Source organism: Amycolatopsis sp. NPDC004772 (genome assembly GCF_053601215.1).
Window position 1 is genome coordinate 33,708 of sequence record NZ_JBSGBK010000024.1, and the last position, 21,295, is coordinate 55,002.

Here is a 21,295-nt window from a genome sequence, read left to right on the forward strand (position 1 = left end):
CTCGGCGGTTACCCGGCGGAGATCGGCGTCAACCGTTCCTCGGCCGGCGTTCCCCCGCGCAGCAGCACCATCGCGCCCAGCCCCAGAACGGCCACGACGGCGAAGAAGTAGAAGCCCCACGGATACGCGATCCCGGCCGTGACCAGCGCCCCGGTGACGAACGGCCCGAGGATCGAGCCCAGCCGGCCGACCGCCGACGTCAGCCCCAGCGCGGTACCCCGGACGTGCGCCGGGAACGCCTGCGCGACGTAGCCGTAGATCAGCACCTGCGCGGAGAACACGAACACGCCGGTCAGCAGCACGACCGCGTTGAGCACGAACGCATTGCCGATCCGCAGGCTCAGCGCCGCCAGGAGCACCGCTCCGGCGCCGAACCAGATCCGGGCGATCGGGCGGATCCCGAACCGGTCGGCGATCGTGCCGGCCAGCACCAGCCCGAGCACCGCGCCGATGTTGAGCACCAGCAGCAGCGTGATCGACGTCGAAATCGGGTAGCCCGCCGTGCGCATCAGCTGCGGCAGCCAGGTGTTGAGCCCGTAGACCAGCAGCAGGCCCATGAACGAACCGGTCCACACGGCGATGCTGATCCGCCGGAACCGGCCGCCGAGCAGGTCGCGCAGCCCCACGCGCTCGGCCGTCTCGCGCGCCGCGAGGTAGGCCGCGGACTCCGGCAGCTTCCACCACATCAGCGGCACGGCGAGCAGGCCGACGATCCCGCCGCCGTAGAACAGCAGGTGCCAGTCCTCCTTCGCGGACAGCGCGAGCACCGACGTCAGCACCGCGCCGACGTGGTAGCCGGTCATGGTGAACGTGCTCGCGCTGGCGCGCCGCCGGGCCGGCAGGTTCTCCGACATCACGGTCAGCGCCACCGGCATGCACGCGCCGAGCCCGAGCCCGGCGACGAACCGGAAGATCCCGAACGTCGCGACGTTCGGCGCGAGCGGCGTCAGCAGGGTGAACAGCGAGAACAACAGCACCGAGCCGATGAGCAGCACGCGGCGGCCGAACCGGTCGGTGAGCGGGCCGAGGCCGGCGGCGCCGACGGCCACGCCGATCAGCGACACCGTCGCGACCACCGTCGCGCCGGCCGCGGTGAAGCCGAGGTAGCCGCTTTTGAGCAGGGTCGGGATGGTGGCGCCGAGCGCGACCAGGTCGTACCCCTCGAGCAGGACGGTCAGCCAGCAGAGGACCGCCGTCCACGGGCCACGGGACGTCGTCATGGTCGTCTCCTCAGAACGGGTAGGGCGCGATGTCCGCACGGACGGTCAGCCACTGGGTCTCGGTGAAGGCTTCGATGTTGGCTTTCGCCCCGCCGAAGCGGGAGCCGTTGCCGGAGTCGCCGACGCCGCCGAAGGGCGCGGTCGGCTCGTCGCCGACGGTCTGCTCGTTGATGTGCACCTTGCCGGAGCGGACCTCCTCGGCCAGCTGCATCGCCGTGCCGACGTCGCCGAGGATGCCGACCGACAGGCCGTACTCCGAGTCGTTGACCAGCCGGGCGGCCTCGTCGAGGTCGCGGTAGGCGCGCACCGGCGCGACCGGGCCGAAGATCTCCTCGCGCCAGGCCGGGCTCGCGTCGTCGAGTCCGAAGAGGACGGTCGGCGGGTAGAACGGCGCGTCGGGCTTTCCGCCCGCGAGCACCCGCGCGCCCGCCGCGACGCTGCGGTCGACGACGTCGGTGACGTGCGCGAGCTGGCGGTCGTCGATGATCGGGCCGAGCGCGACGTCGCCCTCGGCCGGGTTCCCGACCGGCAGCCGGCGCGCCTTCTCGGCGAGGGCTTCGACGTATTCGTCCACCTGGGACTCGTGCACGAGGTGCCGGCCGGTGGTCATGCAGATCTGGCCCTGGTGCAGGAACGAGCCGAACGCGCCGGCGGAGGCGGCCTTGGCGACGTCGGCGCCCGGCAGCACGACGAGCGCGTTGTTGCCGCCGAGTTCGAGGTGCACGCGCTTGAGCGAGCGCGCGGCGGCTTCGCCGACCTTCCGCCCGGCCGCGGTCGAGCCGGTGAACGACACCACCGACACCTCCGGCGCGTCGACCACCGCGGCGCCGACGCCGGCGTCCCCGGGCAGCAGGTGCAGCAGGCCCTCGGGCAGCCCGGCTTCCTCGAAGACGCGCACGATGCTCACCCCGCCGCACACCGCCGTGCGCAGGTCGGGCTTGAGCAGCACGGCGTTGCCGAGCGCGAGCGCGGGCGCCACCGAGCGGATGGCCAGGATCAGCGGGAAGTTGAACGGCGAAATCACCGAAACCACGCCGGCCGGGACGCGGCGGGCCAGCGACCAGCGGGGTTCGCCGGTGCTGAGCACCTCGCCGAGCGGGTGCGTCGGCAGAGCGGCGGCCTCGAAGCAGATCCCGGCCGCCATCTCGGTCTCGATCCCGGCCTTGGGCCGCGTCGAACCGGCTTCGCGGACGATCCAGTCCTGCACCTCGGCGGCGTGCGTCTCCCACAGCTCGCCGGCGCGGCGCAGCACCGCGGCGCGTTCGGCGGGCTTGCGCCGGGCCCAGTCGCGCTGGGCCTTCGCGGCCGCCGTGGCGGCCTCCGCGGCGTCCGCCGGCGTCGCGACGCCCACCCGGCCCAGGATCGCCCCGGTGGCGGGTTCGACGACCGGCCGGGTGCCGCCGGTGCCGCGGACGAAGTACTCATCGAGCAGAGTCATGATCACTCCGGTGTGGTCGGTTCGGTGTCGACCTGGATCAGCCGCGGGCCGTCCGGGGTCGTCTTGAGCTGGGCACGCAAGTCGTCTTCGTCGCGGGCGATGGCGGCTTCGACGCCGTAACCGGCCGCGATGGCCGTGAAGTCGAGCCCGGGGATTTCCGTGCCGGGCACGTCCGGCGTCCCGAGCAGCTCGCCGAACCACCGCAGGGCGCCGTAGACGCCGTTGCGCAGGATCACGAAGGTGACCGGCACGCGGTAGTGCGCGGCCGACCACAACGCCGTGATGCCGTAGTTGGCCGAGCCGTCGCCGATGACGCCGACGACCGGGCGGTCCGGGCTGCCCATCGCGACGCCGACCGCGGCGGGCAGACCGAAGCCGAGCCCACCGGCGGCGGGGAAGAAGTAGGACCCTTCGCGGCGCAGGTCCATCTGCCGCCACCAGGCCGAGTTCGTCGACGTCGACTCGACGACGTAGCGCGTGTCGTCGGCCTGGGTGGCGCGCAGGGCGGCGAACACCTGCTCCGGGTGCAGCGCCTTCCCGCCGGTCTTCGGCTCCGGGTTCCCGACGTAGCCGAGTTGGGCCTCCCTGGCGGGAATCTTCGCCAGCAACGCTTCGATCACCGGCGCGGGGTCGGCGACCAGCGCCTCGCCCATCGGCGCGCGGGCCGCGGCGCCGAAGTCGTCGGTGACCTGGATCAGCCGGGTGCCCTCGGGCAGGTACGCGCCGGGAACGTGCTGGTGGTAGCGGAACACCGGCGCGCCGAGCACCAGCACGAGGTCGTGCCCGGTCAGCGCGGCCGACACCGGCGCGATGCCGGCGGGCAGCACGCCGCGGAAGAGCCGGTGCCGGTGGGGGAACGGCAGCCGGTGCGGCGACGGCGCCACCCAGGTCGGCAGCCCGAGGTGCTCGGCCAGCGCGACGGCCCGGTCGAAGAGCCCGGTGGCGTCGATGTCACCGCCCAGCACCAGCGCCGGGTTCTTCGCCCCGGCAACGCTCCCGACGAGGTCGTCCAGCTGGGCTTCGCTCGGTGCCAGACCTTTGTGGACCTGCCGGTCGAGCGTCGCGGTCTCGGTCAGTTCGACGGCCCAGTCGTCGTAGGGCACCGAGAGGTAGCTCGGCCGCCGGTGCAGCTCGGCCTCGAACACCGCCTGGGCGAGCGAACGCGGGACGTCGGCGGCGCAGCTCGGCTCACCCGACCAGGCGACCAGCGGCCGCATCAGCTGCGTCGCCTCGACGTTGGCGAGCATCGCCTCCAGCCCGATCGCCGTCCGGACCTGCTGGCCGGCGGTGAGCACCAGGGGAGAACGGGAGTAGACGGCGTTGGTGAGCGCGCCCATCGCGTTGCCGGAGCCGGCGGCGGCGTGCAGGTTGACCAGCACCGGGCGGCCGGTCGCCTGGGCGTAGCCGTCGGCCATCCCGACGACGGCGCCTTCGTGCAGGCCGAGGACGTACCGGAAGTGCTCCGGCAGCTCGGCGAGGAACGGCAGCTCGTTGGACCCGGGGTTGCCGAAGATGGTCGTCAGGCCTCGGCGGTCCAGGAACTCGTGGGCGAGCCGGCGGGCGGTGGGCATCGGTGCCTCCTTGAAGTCGGACCGACCCTATGGAGCGCCGCGGCCGTGTTCCAATAGATGTTGGCTCGTTGCTTCATCGATGGGATCGATATGCCGGACTTCGACCTGAACCTGGTGCGCACGTTCGTGCTGCTGTACGAGACCCGCAGCGTGACGGCGACGGCCGAGTCGCTGCACGTCACGCAGCCGACGATCAGCTACAGCCTGCAGAAGCTGCGGCGCCGGTTCTCCGACGAGCTGTTCCGCCGCACCGGCGGCGGCCTGGTGCCCACGACGACCGCCCGCGCGCTCTACGAGCCGTTGCACAGCGCGCTGTCGGAGATCGAGACGGCGGTCAGCGGCGCGAAGTCGTTCTCGCCGTCGACGGCCCGGGCGGCGTTCACGCTGTGCCTGTCGGACCTGGGGGAGATCTCGCTGCTGCCGCGCCTGATGGCGGCGCTGCCGTCTCGCGCGCCCGGCGTGACGCTGACGGTCCGGCCGTTGGACGTCGACCGCGCGGCCGACCAGCTCGGCCGCGGCGAGATCGACGCGTTCATCGCGTCCCCGCTGATCAGCTCCCAGCGCGTCGCCCGGATCCCGCTGTTTTCCGAGGGCTACCTGGGCATGGTGGCACTCGACCACCCGCGGCTTGCGTCGGAAGTCTCGTTCGACCAGCTCGCGGCGGAGCGCCACGTGACGGTGTTCGGCCCGACGGGCCACAACGGCCCGCGCCGCGCGCTCGAGGCATCCGGCCTGCTGGACCGCGTGGTGCTCGAGGTGACCCGGTTCGCGGCCCTGCCGTACCTGGTCCAGGACGGCGAGCTGGTGGCGATGGTCCCCCGGCTGGTGGCGGAGGTGTTCGCGGCCGAGCACCGCGTCCGCCTGTTCGAGCTGCCGCTGGAGGTCGAGCCGGCCCAGGTGTCGGTGTACACGCGGCACACGCACGCCCGCAGCCCGGCCCAGCATTGGCTGGTGGAGTTCATGCGCGAGGTGCTCGCCTAGGTCGTCTGGCAGCGGGCGCCGTTGAGCGTGAAGCCGACGGCCTTGGGGTTGTCGCGGCCGAAAGAGCCGTTGAAGCCGATGTTGACGGTCGCGCCCGGGGTCAGCGTCAGGTTGTAGGAAACCGCTTTCATGGTGACCCGCGAGCCGCTCTGCGAGTAGTCGCCGTTCCAGCTGTGCGTGACCTGCTGCCCGGCGGTGAAGTTCCAGGTGGAGGTCCACGGGGCGAGCGTCTGGTTGCCGGTGTTGGTGACGTAGACGTTGGCGGTGAAGCCGTTGGGCCACTGGTCGGTGATGTCGTACCGCACGGAGCACGAGGCAACCGGAGCGGGCGGCGGGGGAGGAGGGGCAGCCTGGGACGGGCTGGAGGCGGTGGTCTTCGGCGCCGTGGTGGTCGGAGACGCGGAGGTCTGCCGGATCACGGTGGGCACCGGCGAGGGTCTTGCCGCCTCGGCGGTGGCGGTGGTGCGCGGAGTGGTGGCGGGAGCGAGCGGATCGGGAGCCATGGCGGCCTGCCGCCCGGGAGAGCTCTCCGAGGTGACGGCGATGATGACCAGGCTCCCGAGGACGACAACGCCCCCGCAGACGGCGGAGACCCACCGAATCCGCCGCCCCGCACGCTGCTGACCGGCGGCGGCCTCCCGAGCCCGTTCCTCGAGCCGTTCGCGGTACCCATCCCCGGTATCGGCTTCCCGAACCCGCGTGATGGGGACGTAGGCCCCGAGGGACCGAGGCATGGCCCCAGTCTCCCGAAGAAGCTCGTCAACGGAAAACTCATCATCAGACCGGCCGGCGCGCGCCATACCGCAACCTCCACTCGGCGAGGGCGCTCGAACGCGCTGTCTTGCCCGGCGAATCCTAGGAAGCCGAAGCGGTCTTGTAAACCATGTGTTCGCCGCTCGCGACCCACCCACCTGCGCAGCTCCAGGGCGACTGGATCGATGCAGCCCGTCGAAAACCGCCGATCATGCCAGACGAGGGTGAGAGGTGGATCGACACCCCCCTGAACGAGGGGGCGGAGTGGCCGTATACTCTTTCTTCAGCAGGTCCGAGTGGCGGAATGGCAGACGCGCTAGCTTGAGGTGCTAGTGCCCTTAACGGGCGTGGGGGTTCAAGTCCCCCCTCGGACACAGTATTACCCCACGGATCGCGGAACGCGATCTTGAAGCTCGGGCGATCGTAGCCTAGCTTGAATCAATCTTCTCCAGTTGCCATCCGGCGTCGTCGTAGACGACGAACTGTCCCGAGCCTCGTAGCGCTGTCGCGACGCGGCTGCTCCGTGTCCGAACTGACTCCAGCGTGGCGTGGCCGTCACCGTCTTGAACGCCGAGCCGGACGTGGATCTCGTCCACGAGGTGATCTTCGCGAATGTAGAGCGTCTTCGGCCGCGGTTGGCCCGCGCGTTGGCTGCTGGTGTGGCCATGGCGGCAGCGGTACGTCGGTCGCCCGTGGTTCCAGTGGGAGTCCAGCCGCCGGTTGCAAACGCCGCAGTGGATGAGCCCGGCGAGGGCGAATCGGCGAGCCTGACCGTCGCCAGCGGGGCGCGCCGCACGGACTTGCTGCGCGGCGACGAAGTCCTGCTCCGTGATCAGCGCCGGATGGGCAGCCTTCGCCGACAGCGCGGGCGTTGAGGATGGGCCTTCGGTGCCGGTGGCGCGGCGGTTCCAGGTCTGGCGGCCGGTGTAGCGCGGGTTCGCCAGGATGACGGCGACGGTGCGTAGGGTCCAGGCACTGCGGGTTCGATGCCGGTTGCGGTCTGGATCGGCGCTGGACGGGCAGGGGATATCGCGTTCGTTGAGGTGTCGGGCGATGCTGGCGATGCTGTGCCCGGCGAGACGCTGGCGGAACATCCAGGCGACGTGGGGTGCGGTTCGTGGGTCGGGTGCGAGGCGCTGGAGGCGTCGGCCCCAGCGGGCGTCGGCGGGGTTGGGGTGGGGGCCAGCGTCGACGAGCTGGTAGCCGTAGGGTGGCCGTCCTCCGAGGTAGCGGCCTTGTCGGGTGGCCTGGTTGTGCATCGCCGCCAGCACCCGGTGGCGGGCGCGGAGCACTTCGCGCTGCGACTGGGTCGCGAGAAGCGCCATCAGCGCCCGGTGATCGCGGTTGGTGAGATCGACGGGGCCGCCGGTTTCGGGCAGCCACAACTGGATGCCGTGGCGGGTGCACCATGTATACAGGGTGGTGAACTGCGAGCCGGTGAACGCGCGCTCGTACTCACCGACCACGATTGCATCGATAGTCTTGTCTGGCGCGCCAATCTCGGCCATGAGCCGTGCAGTGTGCGGTCGTTGTGTCCATGGGACGCGGTGGGAGGTGCCGGCGTCGAAGTACGCGGCAACGATCCGGCCGTGGCTCGCGATGAGGTCGTTGGCCATGTTCCGTTGCCAGCCCTGCGATGACACGCGGTCTTGATGGCGGGTGGTCGAGGTGCGGCCGTAGAAGGCGAACCGAAGTCCGCCGCGGTGGTCGGAGGGGGAGAAGTGCGGGTGGGCTTGTCGGTGGCCACCCATTGCGCTAGCAGGTCCACGGTCCCGGTTGTAGGCGGCGCCGGTTCTGCGAGTGGTCGATGCGAGATCACGATGACAGGATGCGTCGTCGGAGGACGTATGACGGTGAGCTCGGGAGCATTCGCTTGATCAACGCAACGGCCCGCTCGCAGAGTGCGCGGTGTATAACGTCCTATTCAGAGACACTCAGGGTGCAGCCTGCAGCTTCCTTGCGGTAGCTCTATCGCCGGTGAGTGATGAGGGGGTGCTGTACTGGACCGCGTCGCCGCCAAAATCTACGCCGAGTGGTTCCGGACGCTCGCCGACCCGACGCGGGTGCAGGTCCTGGATCTGCTTGCCGAGACCGGCCGCCCGATGGCGGTGGGGGGATCGTTGGTCGAGCGGCGGGGACGCCTGGTTCTACCGGGTCAGCGAAGTGTGCGTCTCCTGCTTCCCGAGTGCCGCGGACGTCGTGATGGGTGCGGGGTCCGGTCATTCGCCGCGACAGTCGATGAGGGGGCCTGACGAACCCTGGCCGCGATGCCGTCCACGACCGCTACGCCACCGCCGCCCGCCGAGCCGTGGCCGGAAAAGGGAACGGCCTGCTGGTCGGTGAAGGAGACGCTGACCGGCTTCGTCCGCTCCGCCGGCGCAGAGGTTCCGGTCGAGGCGACCGCGACCGGTCTCAGCTGCGGCAACCCGCTCGCCGTCGCCGAATTGAAGCCCGGTGAGACGGTCCGGCAGGAGGCCGCGACGCTCGTCGTACAGCAACGTCTGCACGTTTACGTCGGCCGCCGCGGCCGTAAGCGTTGCTTCGGCCGCTCGGCTCGCTTGACCCGGCCCGGCAGCAGGTCCTGACGTGCCGAACCCCTTCCCTTGTAAGGGTGTCAGTTCGGGGCGATCGCGGGAAAGTCCTCGCGCTCGTCGCCGCCGGCCGCGCGCAGGTCCGGCTCCCGTTCGCGGATCGCCGCGGCGTGCAGGATGTGGTCGCTGGTGAGTTCCGCGGCCCTGGCCGCGTCGCCGCGGATGACGGCGTCGAGGATCTGCCGGTGATCGCGCTGCAGGGCGTGGGCGTGGTCTTCGGTCCAGATGGTGGCGGAGGGGATGAAGCGCACCCACAGTGCCTCGACGTACTGCAGGACCAGGGGAGAGGACTGCTGGTACAGCGCGAAGTGGAACTCCTTGTTGAGTACCGAGAGTTCCGCGGCGGAGGCCGTGCCGGAGCCGACGGCTTCGTCGAGCCGGTCGTACTTCTCCTGGACGGCGGCGAGGCCGGCCGGGGTCATGCGTTCCACGGCCATCGCGGCGGCGACCGCTTCGGTGGCGGCGCGCAGCCGGTAGAGGTCCTGGGCGCTGTCCGGCGTCATCTCCCGCACCGAGGCGCCGCGGTGCGGGGAATAGGTGACCACGCCGTCCGCTTCGAGCAACCGCAGGGCTTCCCGGACGGGGGTCGGGCTCACGCCGTAGCGTTTGGCGAGCACCGTCTGCTTGATGAGCTCGCCCGGGCGCAGCTCACCGGAAGCGACGTCCTGGCGGATCCGGTCGGCCACGTAGGCCGTCCGGCTCTGGGGTGGTGCCGTCGCGCCCTCGGTCATGGGATCCCCCTGCTGTCGTGCGCATCAAGCGCCGAAGACTAGTCGGTCGGACACTCAACAGTCTATAGGAAAGTGTTTACGCAGGTAGAAGACGCACTCAGAACCGCTAGACAACACTCTATAGAGTATGTAGTCTCCGGCGAACGGTCAGCACGCAGCGCATCGCGGCGCTGAAGATCGAGCTCAGGAGGGTGCATGGACGCACGGAACGGACTCACCCGGCGGGTGGCCGAGTGGATCGCCGAGCAGGGCCGCCTGCCGTTGCCCGAGGCGCTGGACCACCACGTCCGCCGGATGGTGCTGGACCACCTGGCCGGAGTGGTGGCGAGCTCGGTCGGCCCGGTGTCCCGCGCCGTCGGCACGCACGTCGCGCGGACCTACCCGGGCAGCGAGGCGACGGCCATCGGGCACGGCCGGTCGTCGGTCCTCGGCGCGGCCGTCCTGAACGGGACCAACGGCCACGGGATCGAGGCGGACGAGGGCTACACGCCGGGCAGCATGCACCCGACGTCGGTGGTCCTGCCCGCGGTTTTCGCGGTGGCGCAGCAGAGCGGCGCCGCACCCGAGCGCGTGCTGCGGGCCGCGGCCGTGGGCATGGAGCTGGCGTGCCGGATCGCGGCCGCCGGGCACCCCGCGACCCGGCAGCGCGGTTTCCACAACACGCCGGTCGGCGGGGTCTTCGGCGCCGCGGCCGCCGTGTGCGTGCTCAAGGACCAGCCCGTCGACGAGGTCGCGAACGCGCTCGGCATCGCCGGTTCGCACGCGGGCGGCCTGTTCGAGTTCCTCAACGGCTCGGCCGAGGTCAAGCGGTTCCACCCGGGCAAGGCCGCGCGCGACGGCATCGTGTCGGCCGATCTCGCCGCGGCCGGGCTCACCGGCCCGGGAACCGTGCTGGAAGGCCGCGACGGCTACTTCGCCGCCTTCGCCGGCGGCGACTGGGTGCCCGAGCGGGTCTCGGCCGGGCTCGGCGTGGACTGGGTGCTGCTGAACACCTACGTCAAGCCCTACCCGTGCTGCCGCCACCTGCACGGAGCCATCGACGCCGCGCTGGAACTGCGGCGCGCACCCGCATTCGACCCCGACGCCATCACGAGTGTGCGGATCGGGACGTTCGGCATCGCCGTCAACCACGCCGGCACGAAGCTCGACACCGTCCTCGAGGCGCAGCTCAGCCTGCCGTACACGGTGGCGGTCGCCCTGCGGCGCGGGGCGGTCACCCTCACCGACTTCGGCGAGGAAAGCCGGTCCGACCCGGCCGTCGGCAAGCTGATGGACGCGATCGTGGTCGAACTCGACGCCGAAGCGGATGCTGCCTACCCCCGCAACGGCCGCCCGGCGGACGTCACGATCACCCTGACCGACGGGACGGTCCTGCGGCACCGCGTCCAGCACCCGTACGGCGAACCGGCCAACCCGCTGTCCGACGTCGCGCTCGAAGACAAGGTGCGCGGCCTGTGCGAACCCGTGCTCGGGGCCGCCGGCACCGCCGACCTGATCGCGTCGGCCTGGCGGTTCGACGACCTCGGCTTCCTCGACGCCGCCGACGCCGGCGTCCGGTCCGGGCTCGTCACCGCGGGCTGAGCAAGCCCCTTTTCCCGACCACCACAGCGAGGAGCCATCCAATGAGGGTTGGTGTTCACGAACTCGAACTCGCCTACGGCGACCACCGCGCCATCAAGAAGCTCGACCTGACCATCGAAGACGGCCGGTCGGTGGTCCTGCTCGGCCAGTCCGGCTGCGGCAAGACCAGCACCATGCGGTGCATCGCCGGGCTGGAGTCACCCACCGGTGGCACTATCACCATCGGCGAGCGCACCGTCTTCGACGCCGCGCGCGGCAAGGTCGTCCCGCCGTTCAAGCGCAACGTCGGGATGGTCTTCCAGTCCTACGCGGTCTGGCCGCACAAGACCGTCCTCGAGAACGTCGCCTTCCCCCTGCGGATGCAGGGCGTCGCGGCGGGGGAGCGGCGGCGGCGCGCGATGGAGGTGCTCGACGTCGTCGGCCTGGCGCACCTGGCCGACCGCGGCGCGAGCAAGCTCTCGGGTGGCCAGATGCAGCGGGTCGCGCTCGCCCGGTCGATGGCGATGCGGCCGAGCGTGCTGCTGCTGGACGAGCCACTGTCCAACCTGGACGCCCGGTTGCGCGACGAGCTGCGCGTCGAGTTGCGCCGCATCCAGCAGGAAGGCGGGCTGACCAGCCTCTACGTCACCCACGACCAGCAGGAGGCGCTCGCGCTGGCCGACCGGATCGCGATCATGCAGGACGGGCGGATCACCCAGCTCGGCACGCCCGAGGAGATCTACCGCGAACCGGCGAGCGCGTCGATCGCGGAGTTCCTCGGCGTGAGCAACATCTTCCCCGTCGAATCCGCGGCCGGGCCGCAGTGCGTCAAGCTCGAGGGCACCGACGTCGTGCTCGCCACCGACGGGATGCTGCCGGACGGGCCGTCGAGCGTGTGCATCCGGCCCGGTGACGTCGAGATCGTGACCGGTGTCGCCGCCGACCCGGCTCCGGGGACGAACACCTTCGCATGCACGGTGGACGTCGCCGTCTTCCAGGGGACGTCGATCCGGTGCAAGCTCACCACCGGGTCGGGCCTGCGGCTCGAAGCCGTCTGCCCGCCGCCGCCGACCGGCGGGCTCGCACCCGGCGCGCAGGTGACCGCCCGGGTCGCGGCCCAAGACGTCCTGGTCCTGCCCCGCACGGCGGCGGAACGCCCGGCCGCCGCGGTGATCGCGGCATGAGCGCGACGCTGCTGCGCGAGCCTCCGGCGGCTCCGGCCACGCGCCGGCGGGGACGGCCCGGGCGGCGGGCCCGGCTCCTGGGCCTGCCTCTGCTGCTGGTGCTGGCGTTCCTCATCCTGGTTCCGGCCGGGTTCATCCTGCTGGCGGCATTCAGCGACGACGTACCGCGCCCGGGCAGCATCCGGCTGTCGCTCACCCTCGGCAACTTCGGCGTGCTGGTCGAGGAAGGCGTGCTCGGCGCGGCCGTGAACTCCGTGCTCATCGCCGTCCTGGCTACCGCGCTTGCACTGCTCATCGGTGGCTCGCTGGCGTTCGTCGCGGCGCGCACCAACGTCCGGGCCAAGGCCTTCGTGTTCCTGATCGGCCTGATGCCGCTGTTCCTGCCCTCCTACGTCGGGGCGCTGGCCTGGTCGATCCTCGGCAGCCCGGGTGCGGGCCTGATCAACGTCGGGTTCCGCGACCTCGGGCTGACCGGCCCGGTCGACATGTACTCGATCGGCGGGGTCGTCACGGTGATGGCGATGTACTACGCGCCGTACGCCTTCCTGATGATCCACAGCTCGATGGCGTTGATGAACCCGGACCTGGAGGACGCCGCCGGGGTGCACGGCGGTTCGCCGCTGCGGACCGTCCGCTCGGTGACGCTGCCGCTGTCGCTGCCCGCGATCCTCGGCTCCGGCCTGCTGATCTTCATCCTGGTCTTCGAGAACTTCCCGGTGGCGCAGGTGCTGGCCACCCCCGGCGGGGTCGACACGCTGCCGACGTTCATCTACAAGCTGATGAACACCACGCCCTCGCGCGGCAACGAGGCATCCGTGCTGGCGGTGGTCCTGGTGGCCGTCGTCGTCGTGGTCACGCTGGCGCAGCGGCGGTTCCTCGGCAAGCGGTCGTTCACCACGGTGTCCGGCAAGGGCGTGAAGCCGCGGACGTTGTCCCTCGGTCGCTGGCGGACGCCGGTGCTGCTCGCGGCGATCCTGTACTTCGTGCTGTCGATCGTGCTGCCGCTGGCCGGGTTGTTCCTCACCGCCGTGCGGGTGTCGCCGTACATGCGCTCCTTCGGCAGCCTCGCCGAACCCGGCGCGCTGGACATCAGTTCGTTCGTCAGCGCGATCACCTCGGACGCGTTCACCGGCGCCGCCTTCAACAGCGTCTCCGTCGCGGTGCTGGCCGCCGGGGGTGGCACGGTGCTGGCCTTCGCCGCGGCCTACGCGGTGTACCGGACCAGCTCGTACGCGCGGGCCGCCATCGAGGCGGTGGCCATGGTGCCGCTGGCCATCCCGGCCGTCGTGCTCGGCATCGGGCTGCTCTGGACGTGGCTGGTCATGCCGGTCCCGGTCTACGGCACGCTCTGGGTGATGGTCATCGGCTTCGTCGCCGTGCAGATGCCGCAGGGGTTCCGCGGGATCGCCTCGGCCATCCAGGCGACCGACCGCGACCTCGAGGACAGCGCGGTGCTGCTCGGCGCCCGCCGGACGCGGGCCATCACCTTCGTCACCGTGCCGCTGATGCGGGTGTCGATCTTCTCCACCTTCCTGCTGCTGCTCATGCTGAGCATGCGCGAGCTGACGGTGCCGCTGTTCCTCTACACCAGCGACACGGAAATCCTGTCCATCGCCATCTACGACCAGTTCGAGAACGGCGGCGCGCTCCGCGAAGCGGCAGCGACCGCGCTCGTCTACTGCCTGATCATGTTCCTGCTCACCTACCTGCCCCGGCGCATCGGCGCGCGGAACGGAGCACCCGGTGCCTGACTCCACGAAGAAGCTGGTGGCAGTGGCCGCCGCCGTCACGCTGATCCTGTCCGGCTGCGGCCGTCCACCGTCCAAAACGGACCAGGCCGCCCGGCTGCTGCCGCCCGCTCAGGTCGACACCACCGACGGCCTGCGGATCGACGGCGAACTGGTCGCCGACCGGCAGCTCTACGCCGCGGCCAAGAAGAGCAAGGTTGTCTTCTACTCGGCCGCGGGCAAGGAAGCCGAAGACCTCACCGTCGCCCGGTTCACCGCGGAGACGGGGATCAAGGTCGAGCTGACCCGGCTGCCGAACAACAAGCTTGCCGAGCGCGCGCTGTCCGAGAACGGCGCGGGCAAGCTGACCGCGGACGCGATCCGGCTCACCGACCCGCGGGTGGCGCGGAAGTTCGAGCAGGCGGGCGTCTACGCGCCCTACCGGACGCCGTTCCACGACCTTCTCGAGAAGCAGGGCGCGTTGACCAGCGGCGCCTTCTTCACCGGCTACTACTTCGTCAACGCCGTCGGCTACAACTCCGCCCTCGTCACCGACCCGCCGACGAAGTGGACCGACCTGCTGGACCCCCGGTTCCACGGCGAGCTCGGCATGGTCGCCATCACGACCGGCGGCACGCTCAACGCGCTGACCCGGTTCCAGCTGGAGACCTTCGGGCGGGAGTTCCTCCAGCGCGAGGCGCAGCAGAAGCCGCGGATCTTCAACTCGACGTCCACCCACGTCGACGCGCTCGCCCGCGGCGAGATCTCGATCGGGCCGGTGAGCTTCAACAACGCCTTCGCCGCCGAGGTCGCCGGCGCCCCGATCAAGCTGCTGGTGCCGGACGACGGCGTGTCGGCCTCGCAGGGCCCCTTCGGCCTGACGAAGAAGGGCACCGCAAACCCCGCCGCCGAGGTGTTCGCCAACTGGTCGCTGTCGCGCTCGGGACAGCGGTTCGTCGGTGCCCAGGGGTTCGTGCCGGTCCGCACCGACATCGGCCCGGTCAAGACCGGCGACTACCAGCTGCCCCCGGCGAACTCCCCGAAGTTCCACCTGCTCACCGAGGCCGGGTTCGCGCAGTACGCCCGCAGCGACGAAAAGCTGTGGAAGGACACCTTCGGCTTCATCGGCTGAGGCCCACCAGAAAGCGAGTTTCTTTTGACCGCAGTCATGACGGACCGGGCAGCCCTGCTCGACTCGGTCCACGGCTTCGCCCGCAAGCACCTGGCCGACGGCGCGCTCGACCGGGCCCACGACCCCCGCTACTCCTGGGAGCTGGCGGAACTGCTGGGACAGCAGGGCCTGCTCGGGCTCACCATCTCCGAAGCCGATGGCGGGCAGGGCGCCGGGCTCGGCACCGCCGTCGCGGTGATCCAGGCCATCGCCCAGCACTGCCCGAAGAGCGCCGACATCGTGCAGGCGGGCAACTTCGGCGCCATCCGCACCTTCGCCCAGTTCGGGACGGCGGAACAGAAGGCGAAGTACCTGCCGGACCTGCTGGCCGGGCGGGCGCTGCTGTCGCTGGGCATGAGCGAGCCGGAAGCCGGTTCGGCGGCCACCGAGCTGACCACGACCGCCACCGAGGACGGCGAGCACGTCGTCGTCGACGGCAGCAAGATCTGGTCGACGCACAGCGTCGACGCCACCCTGTTCCTCGTTTACGTCCGGTTCGGGCCGGGCACCGGCAACATCGGCTCCGTGCTGGTCGAACGCGGCACCCCGGGCTTCACCCTCGGCAAGCCGTCGGCGTACATGAGCGGCGAGATGTGGGCGCCGCTGTACTTCGGGAACTGCCGGATCCCGCGCGAGAACGTGCTGCTCGGCCCGGGCGGGTTCAAGAAGCAGATGAGCGGGTTCAACGTCGAGCGCATCGGCAATGCGGCGCGCTCCTTGGCGCTGGGGCGCCTGGCGTTCACCCTCGCCCGCGACCACGTCGGAACGCGCACGCAGTTCGGCCGTCCCCTCAACGAGTTCCAGGGCATCCAGTGGAGCTTCGCCGAGGTCGCCGTCGCCCTCGACGCTGCCGAGGCGCTGCTGGACCGTGCCGTGCGCAATGCGGAGGACGGCCTGCCGTCGGCCTACGAGACGTCGGTGGCGAAGCTGGCCGCCAACGAAGCGGGGTTCAAGGCAGCCGACGCCGCGATGCAGGCGATGGGCGCGCTCGGCTACAGCACCGAAACGCTCGTCGAGTACTGCATGCGCCGGACCCGGGGCTGGATGATCGCCGGCGGGTCGACCGAGATGCTCAAGAACCGCATCGCCGAAGAGATCTTCGGCCGCCGGTTCAGCCAGCGGGCGCCGCGATGACCGTCCACCTCCAGCGCGAGCGCGAGGTCGCGCTCCTGGTCATCGACAATCCGCCCGTCAACACCAGCACCGCGGCTTTGCGGGCCGACCTGGTCAAGGCCCTCGCCGAAGCCGCGGCTGACGACTCCGTCCGCGCGGTCGTGCTGATCGGCGCGGACCGGCACTTCGTCTCCGGCTCGGACCTGCGGGAGTTCGAAGGCGACCTGCCCCGCCCGGAGCTGCCCGAGGTGATCGCCGCGATCGACGCCTGCCCGAAACCCGTCGTCGCGGCCCTCTCCGGGACGGCGCTGGGCGGCGGGTTCGAGCTGGCCCTCGGCTGTGACGCCCGGATCGCCGTGGCCGGGACCCGGATCGGCCTGCCGGAAGTGACGCTCGGGATGATCCCGGGCGCCGGGGGGACCCAGCGCACCCTGCGCCTGGCCCGGCCCTCGCGAGTGCTCGACCTGGTCACCTCGGGCAAGGCCGTCGAGGCCGAGCAGGCGCGCGATGACGGGTTGATCGACGAGGTCGTTCCCGGGGCTTTGCGCGACGAGGCGATCGCCTACGCGCGGCGCGTCGAGAGGAAGCGGAACCTGCTGGAAGAGCCGGTTTGCTCCGAGGAACCGGGTGCGCTGGAGGACGCCGCCCGGCGGGCGGTCGCCCGGTACGGCGCCCGGCCCGCCGTGCTCGCGGCGATCGGTGCGGTGTTCACGGGGCTGGCCCTGCCCGCCGCCACGGCGTTGCGCCACGAACGCGCCGAGTTCCACCGGCTGCGCACCGGCCGGGAAGCCGCGGCGCGGCGGCACCTGTTCTTCGCCCGCACCGCCACCCGCAAGGCGACGCGTCCGGCCGGGGCCTCGCCGGCCGCGGTCGGCGTCGTCGGGGCGGGCACGATGGGCGCCGGGATCGCCCGCGCGTTCCTCGAAGCGGGGGTCGCGGTCACTCTGGTCGACCGGAACCGGTCCACCCTGGACGCGGCGAAGGCCGGGCTGGAGCGGGCCTGCGCCCATCAGGTCGTGCAGGGACTTCTCACCACCGGCGACGCCACCGGGGACCTGGCCGCGGCCGGGCTCGTGATCGAGGCGGTGTTCGAAGACCACACCGTCAAGGCGGACGTGCTCGCCGAACTGGAGAAGGTCACCGCGGACGGAACCCCGCTGGCCACCAACACGTCCTATTTGGACATCGACGTCCTCGCCGCGGAACTGAGCGACCCCGCGCGGCTGGTGGGCCTGCACTTCTTCAGCCCGGCGCATCGCAGCGAGGTCGTGGAGGTCGTTCGCGGGAAGCAGACCTCGGACGCGTCGATGGACGCCGCCTTCGCGGCCGCGCACGCCCTCCGGAAGGTCCCGGTCGTCGCGGGTGTCTGCGAAGGCTTCATCGGCAACCGGATCTTCCACGCCTACCGCCGTCAGTGCGAGCTGCTCGTGGAAGACGGTGCCCACCCCGCCGATGTCGACGCCGCGTTGACCGGGTTCGGCTTCGCGATGGGGCCGTTCGCCGTCGCCGACCTCGCCGGCCTGGACATCGCCTGGCGCAACCGCCGCCGTCACGACGCGGGCCGGGACCCTCGGGAGCGTTATCCCGATGTCGCGGACCGGCTCGTCGACCTGGGCAGGCTCGGGCAGAAGACGTCGGCCGGGTGGTACCGGTACGAGCCGGGTTCCCGCACGCCGCTGCCCGATCCGGTCGTCGACGAGCTCATCGAGCTGTCCCGCACGGAGAAAGGGATGACGCCCCGGCACATCGGATCCGGAGAGATCGTCGAGCGCGCGCTTCTGGCGATGGCCAACGAAGCCGCGCTGGTGCTCGCCGACGGCATCGCCGCCGCACCCGGCGACATCGACCTGCTGCTGACCCTCGGCTACGGGTTCCCCGGCCACGAGGGCGGCATCGCCTTCTGGGCGGCGGGCCAGGAGCCGGCGTGGCTGGAGCGGGCGCAGCAGCGGCTGGCTCAGGCCGCCGGCTGGGGTTTCCGCGCCGGCGACCTCGCCCTGCTTGCCTGAATTCAGGAGAAGACGCCTTGCTGAGCGACCGAGGCGACGACGACGCCGTCGGAGTCGTGGATCAGTCCGCGGGCCAGCCCGGTCCCGGCCGTGCTGGCCGGGCTGTCCTGCGAGTACAACAGCCACTCGCCGGCCCGGACGTCGGCGTGGAACCACAGCGCGTGGTCGAGGCTGGCGACCCGGCGCCCGGACGCGCCGAGTTCGCCCCGGGCCAGGTCGATCACGGGCAGCAGGGACCGGTCCGAGGCGAACGCCAGCACCGCGCGGTGCTCGTTCCGGCCGGCGGTTTCGGCGGGACCCGAACGGAACCAGAAGCACCGGTGGTGCGGGTCGTCGACGTACCGGATGTCCAGTGGCCGCGACGCGGTGAGCCAGTCGCGCCGCGGGGGCCGGTTGATCCCGTCGGCGGGGAGTCCCCGTGCACGGCGTTCGTGCAGCGCGGGCAGGCGTTCCGGCGGCGGGACCACCGGCATGGCCCCGGACACCGCGGCGACGGGTGGCCGGCTTTCGGCGAACGTCAGGCCGATCAGGGCCAGCTGCGCGCCGTTCTGGGTGACCGACACCGACCGCACCGAGAAGGAACCGCCGTCGCGCACCCGCGTCACGGCGTACCGGAGCTCGCCACCGGCCACGCCCGGACGCAGGAAGTACGCGTGCAGCGAGTTGACGATCCGGCCGGGGGACACCGTGTGCGCGCCGCTCAGCACGGCCTGGCCGAGCAGGTGGCCGCCGAAGACCCGTTGCGCGAATCCTCGCGGCGGGAAACCCGAGAACCCGTCGCCGTCGAGAGGGTGCACGGCCAGCCGATCGAGCAGGGAAGTGTCGTTGACCTGTCCGGCTGTCGAGGACTCGTCGCCCATCGTGAGATCGGCCGCAGAAGATGTCATGACATAGAATATACTCTATAGAGTTAGTGGAACGGGTGCCGTCCGGTGCCCTTCGACGTCAAGGAGCCGCACGATGAGCGACACCGCGAAGACCGGCCTGCTGCACCCGCTGCTCTACCCGGACAGCGTGGCCATCGTCGGTGCTTCCGACGATCCGGCGAAGACCACCGGACGGCCGCAGCAGTTCCTCGCCCGCTCGGGGTACCGGGGCCGGGCCTACTTCGTCAACCCGAGGCGGGAGACCGTCCAGGGCGAGCAGGCGTGGCCGAGCCTGGCCGCCCTGCCCGAGGTGCCCGACCACGTCTACGTCATGACCGGCGCGGAAGCGGCGATCGACGCCGTCCGCCAGTGCGCCCGGCTGGGTGTGCGGGTCGCGACGGTCCTGTCGTCGGGATTCGCCGAGGAAGGTCCGGAAGGGCGTGCGCGCGAGGACCGGCTGCGGGCGGCCGCGGCCGAGGGGAACGTGCGGGTCGTCGGGCCCAGCAGCCTCGGCGTGGTGAACCCGGGCGCCGGGGTGATGCTGACCGGGAACGCCGCCTTCGGGGAGCCGGACCCGCCGTGCGGCGGGGTGTTCGTCGCCTCGCAGTCCGGCAGCGTCATCGGGGCCCTGGTCAGCCGGGCTCGCGGCCGCGGCGTCGGGTTCGCCGGCCTGGTCTCGACCGGCGGGGAGGCGGACCTGTCCCTCGGCGAGATCTGCCTGTCCACAGTGGAGGATCCGGCGGTCACGTCCTACGCGCTGTTCCTCGAGTCGCTGCGGCACTCCGAGGACCTCGCCGCGTTCGCGCGGGCCGCGCACGAGGCCGGGAAGCCCGTCGCCGTCTACAAGCTGGGCCGCTCCGACGAGGCTGCCGCGCTGACCGTGTCGCACACCGGCGCGCTGGCCGGTGAAGACGCCGAGTCCGAAGCCTTCTTCCGCGCCTGCGGGTTCGCGCGGGTGTCCCACTTCGAAGGGCTCGTCGAAGCGCCCGCGCTGCTGGAGCGGATCGCCACCGGAAAGGCCCGCGAACCGCGGATCGGCGTGGTCACCACGACCGGCGGGGGAGCGGCGATCATGGTCGACCAGCTCGCCCTGCGGGGCCTCACCATCGCCGGGCCCAGTGCCGACCTGGTCACGGCCATGAACACCGCCGGCGCGCCGGTCCCGCACAGCCTCATCGCCGACCTCGGTCTCGCTGGCGCGCGCCACGACGTGGTCACCGCCGCCCTGCGGCTCATGCAGGACAGCGGCGAGTTCGACCTCATCGTGTTCGTGATCGGGTCTTCGGCGCGGCTCAACCCGGAGCTGGCCGTGCAGGCCATCGCCGAGCAGGGGGACCACGCGGTGCCGGTGGTCGCGTTCGCCCTGCCCGAAGCACCCGACGCCGCCGCATTGCTCACCGCGTCCGGCGTGCCCGCGTTCCGCACGCCCGAGTCGTGCGCGGATGTGGTCGCCGCAGCGTTCGGCCGTCGTGAGTGCAGCATCGGCGCCACTTTCGCGCCCGTGTCCGCCGGGACGTCCGAGGTCCTCGACGAACGGGCGTCGGCGGCGCTGCTCCCGATCACCACTCCGCCATCGGCTGTCCTCGAGGTCGCCGCCCTCGACGAGCCGATCGACGTCCCGTTCGCGTTTCCGGTCGTGGTCAAGGCACTCTCGGCGGAACTGCCGCACAAGACCGACGCCGGAGGCGTGGCACTGGGCGTCGAAGACGGTGCCGGAATCCGCGCGGCGGCCAAGCAGATCGTCGCCGCGGTGGCCGAGCACGGGGTTTCCCTCGACCGGGTGCTGGTGCAGCAGATGGCCACGGGCGGGGTCGCGGAGGCGCTGGTGGGCTACCGGGTGAGCGAGGACGTCGGGCCGCTGGTGGTGCTGTCCACCGGCGGGATCATGGCCGAGCTGTTCGCCGACAGCGCGGTCCGGATCGCGCCGGTCACCGCGGAGACGGCACACGAGATGATCCGCGAGGTGAAGGGCCTCACCCCGGTGTTCGGGTATCGCGGCGCCCCGGAGGGTGACGTCGAGGCCTTGGCGCAGGCGATCGTCGCGATGTCCGAGCTGGCGGTCCGTGAGCCGGACGTGGTCGAGGCGGAGGTGAACCCGCTGCTGGTCGGTGCGCGCGGCCGGGGTGTTGCGGCACTGGACGCGCTGGTCCGGCGCCGCTGAATCCACCCGTGCCAACCGGGCCCGGCAAAGTAGGCACCGCTCCGCGGTGGATCGTGGCGGGGCGGATGTCCGGGCCGGCCGCCGACGCCGGCCAGCCGGCCGCTGCTGAAGACCGCCTACCGGGACTGGCAGCCGGTCCGGCGGGTGCTGCCGGAGGCCGGTGGTGCCGCGGTGCTCTCCGGATCGCCAGAGCGGTCCTGGATGTCGGCATCCCTCGACTCT

Annotated in this window: 17 protein-coding genes and 1 tRNA gene; 11 read left to right on the forward strand and 7 right to left on the reverse strand. The window is 71.5% G+C overall.

What is annotated here, in order from left to right; translation table 11 throughout:
- Positions 1–8: 8 nt before the first annotated feature.
- From ACWEF6_RS16990 to mdlC, 3 genes are read right to left on the reverse strand one after another with little or no spacing between them, the layout of a single operon-like run.
- Entirely contained in the window at positions 9–1,220 is a 1,212-nt protein-coding gene (locus ACWEF6_RS16990; RefSeq protein ID WP_449683789.1) for an MFS transporter, read from the reverse strand.
- 10 nt (positions 1,221–1,230) lie between these two features.
- Positions 1,231–2,658 (reverse strand): benzaldehyde dehydrogenase, encoded by a 1,428-nt coding sequence (locus ACWEF6_RS16995; protein ID WP_449683790.1) that lies wholly within the window; start codon positions 2,656–2,658, stop codon positions 1,231–1,233.
- A 2-nt stretch (positions 2,659–2,660) separates the two neighbouring features.
- Positions 2,661–4,229 (reverse strand): benzoylformate decarboxylase, encoded by a 1,569-nt coding sequence (mdlC, locus tag ACWEF6_RS17000; protein ID WP_449683791.1) that lies wholly within the window; start codon positions 4,227–4,229, stop codon positions 2,661–2,663.
- 90 nt (positions 4,230–4,319) lie between these two features.
- Here mdlC and ACWEF6_RS17005 point away from each other — a divergent pair, with 90 nt between their 5' ends.
- On the forward strand, positions 4,320–5,210 hold the full coding sequence (locus ACWEF6_RS17005; RefSeq protein WP_449683792.1) for a LysR family transcriptional regulator: 891 nt from the start codon (positions 4,320–4,322) through the stop codon (positions 5,208–5,210).
- Here ACWEF6_RS17005 and ACWEF6_RS17010 read toward each other — a convergent pair.
- Positions 5,207–5,515, reverse strand: a complete 309-nt coding sequence (locus ACWEF6_RS17010) for a cellulose binding domain-containing protein (RefSeq protein WP_449683793.1) — start codon at positions 5,513–5,515, stop codon at positions 5,207–5,209. The two genes, ACWEF6_RS17005 and ACWEF6_RS17010, sit on opposite strands and share 4 nt — an antisense overlap.
- Between ACWEF6_RS17010 and ACWEF6_RS17015 the strand changes: the two genes are divergently transcribed.
- The gene (locus ACWEF6_RS17015) at positions 5,502–5,834 is read left to right on the forward strand and encodes a hypothetical protein (RefSeq protein ID WP_449683794.1); all 333 of its coding nucleotides are present in this window, start codon (positions 5,502–5,504) and stop codon (positions 5,832–5,834) included. The two genes, ACWEF6_RS17010 and ACWEF6_RS17015, sit on opposite strands and share 14 nt — an antisense overlap.
- Positions 5,835–6,253: 419 nt before the next feature.
- Positions 6,254–6,337, forward strand: a tRNA-Leu gene (locus ACWEF6_RS17020).
- A 54-nt stretch (positions 6,338–6,391) separates the two neighbouring features.
- On the opposite strand, the gene ACWEF6_RS17025 is transcribed toward ACWEF6_RS17020, so the two are convergent.
- Entirely contained in the window at positions 6,392–7,714 is a 1,323-nt protein-coding gene (locus tag ACWEF6_RS17025) for a recombinase family protein (RefSeq protein ID WP_449683795.1), read from the reverse strand.
- Between the two features lie 516 nt (positions 7,715–8,230).
- Here ACWEF6_RS17025 and ACWEF6_RS17030 point away from each other — a divergent pair.
- A complete protein-coding gene (locus ACWEF6_RS17030) occupies positions 8,231–8,548 on the forward strand; it encodes a hypothetical protein (protein ID WP_449683796.1) in 318 nt (105 codons plus the stop codon).
- A 29-nt stretch (positions 8,549–8,577) separates the two neighbouring features.
- Here ACWEF6_RS17030 and ACWEF6_RS17035 read toward each other — a convergent pair whose 3' ends face one another.
- The gene (locus ACWEF6_RS17035; protein ID WP_449683797.1) at positions 8,578–9,285 is read right to left on the reverse strand and encodes a GntR family transcriptional regulator; all 708 of its coding nucleotides are present in this window, start codon (positions 9,283–9,285) and stop codon (positions 8,578–8,580) included.
- 195 nt (positions 9,286–9,480) lie between these two features.
- Here ACWEF6_RS17035 and ACWEF6_RS17040 point away from each other — a divergent pair, with 195 nt between their 5' ends.
- The 6 genes from ACWEF6_RS17040 to ACWEF6_RS17065 are packed head-to-tail and all read left to right on the forward strand — an operon-like array spanning position 9,481 to position 18,046.
- Positions 9,481–10,866, forward strand: coding sequence for an MmgE/PrpD family protein (locus ACWEF6_RS17040; protein WP_449683798.1), 1,386 nt, complete (start codon positions 9,481–9,483; stop codon positions 10,864–10,866).
- 41 nt (positions 10,867–10,907) lie between these two features.
- On the forward strand, positions 10,908–12,029 hold the full coding sequence (locus tag ACWEF6_RS17045) for an ABC transporter ATP-binding protein (protein ID WP_449683799.1): 1,122 nt from the start codon (positions 10,908–10,910) through the stop codon (positions 12,027–12,029).
- A complete protein-coding gene (locus tag ACWEF6_RS17050; RefSeq protein WP_449683800.1) occupies positions 12,026–13,780 on the forward strand; it encodes an ABC transporter permease in 1,755 nt (584 codons plus the stop codon). The genes ACWEF6_RS17045 and ACWEF6_RS17050 overlap by 4 nt, the downstream gene beginning before the upstream one ends.
- Entirely contained in the window at positions 13,773–14,888 is a 1,116-nt protein-coding gene (locus ACWEF6_RS17055) for an ABC transporter substrate-binding protein (protein ID WP_449683801.1), read from the forward strand. Before ACWEF6_RS17050 ends, ACWEF6_RS17055 begins: the two co-directional genes overlap by 8 nt.
- A 36-nt stretch (positions 14,889–14,924) precedes the next feature.
- A complete protein-coding gene (locus tag ACWEF6_RS17060; protein WP_449683802.1) occupies positions 14,925–16,061 on the forward strand; it encodes an acyl-CoA dehydrogenase family protein in 1,137 nt (378 codons plus the stop codon).
- Complete coding sequence (locus ACWEF6_RS17065) at positions 16,058–18,046, forward strand: 3-hydroxyacyl-CoA dehydrogenase NAD-binding domain-containing protein (RefSeq protein WP_449683803.1); 1,989 nt, start codon at positions 16,058–16,060, stop codon at positions 18,044–18,046. The genes ACWEF6_RS17060 and ACWEF6_RS17065 overlap by 4 nt, the downstream gene beginning before the upstream one ends.
- Before the next feature lie 2 nt (positions 18,047–18,048).
- On the opposite strand, the gene ACWEF6_RS17070 is transcribed toward ACWEF6_RS17065, so the two are convergent.
- Positions 18,049–18,933 carry an acyl-CoA thioesterase gene (locus tag ACWEF6_RS17070; protein ID WP_449683804.1) on the reverse strand — a complete coding sequence of 295 codons (885 nt, stop codon included), beginning with the start codon at positions 18,931–18,933 and terminating at the stop codon, positions 18,049–18,051.
- A 73-nt stretch (positions 18,934–19,006) separates the two neighbouring features.
- Here ACWEF6_RS17070 and ACWEF6_RS17075 point away from each other — a divergent pair, with 73 nt between their 5' ends.
- Positions 19,007–21,073 carry an acetate--CoA ligase family protein gene (locus ACWEF6_RS17075; protein ID WP_449683805.1) on the forward strand — a complete coding sequence of 689 codons (2,067 nt, stop codon included), beginning with the start codon at positions 19,007–19,009 and terminating at the stop codon, positions 21,071–21,073.
- Positions 21,074–21,295 lie beyond the last annotated feature (222 nt).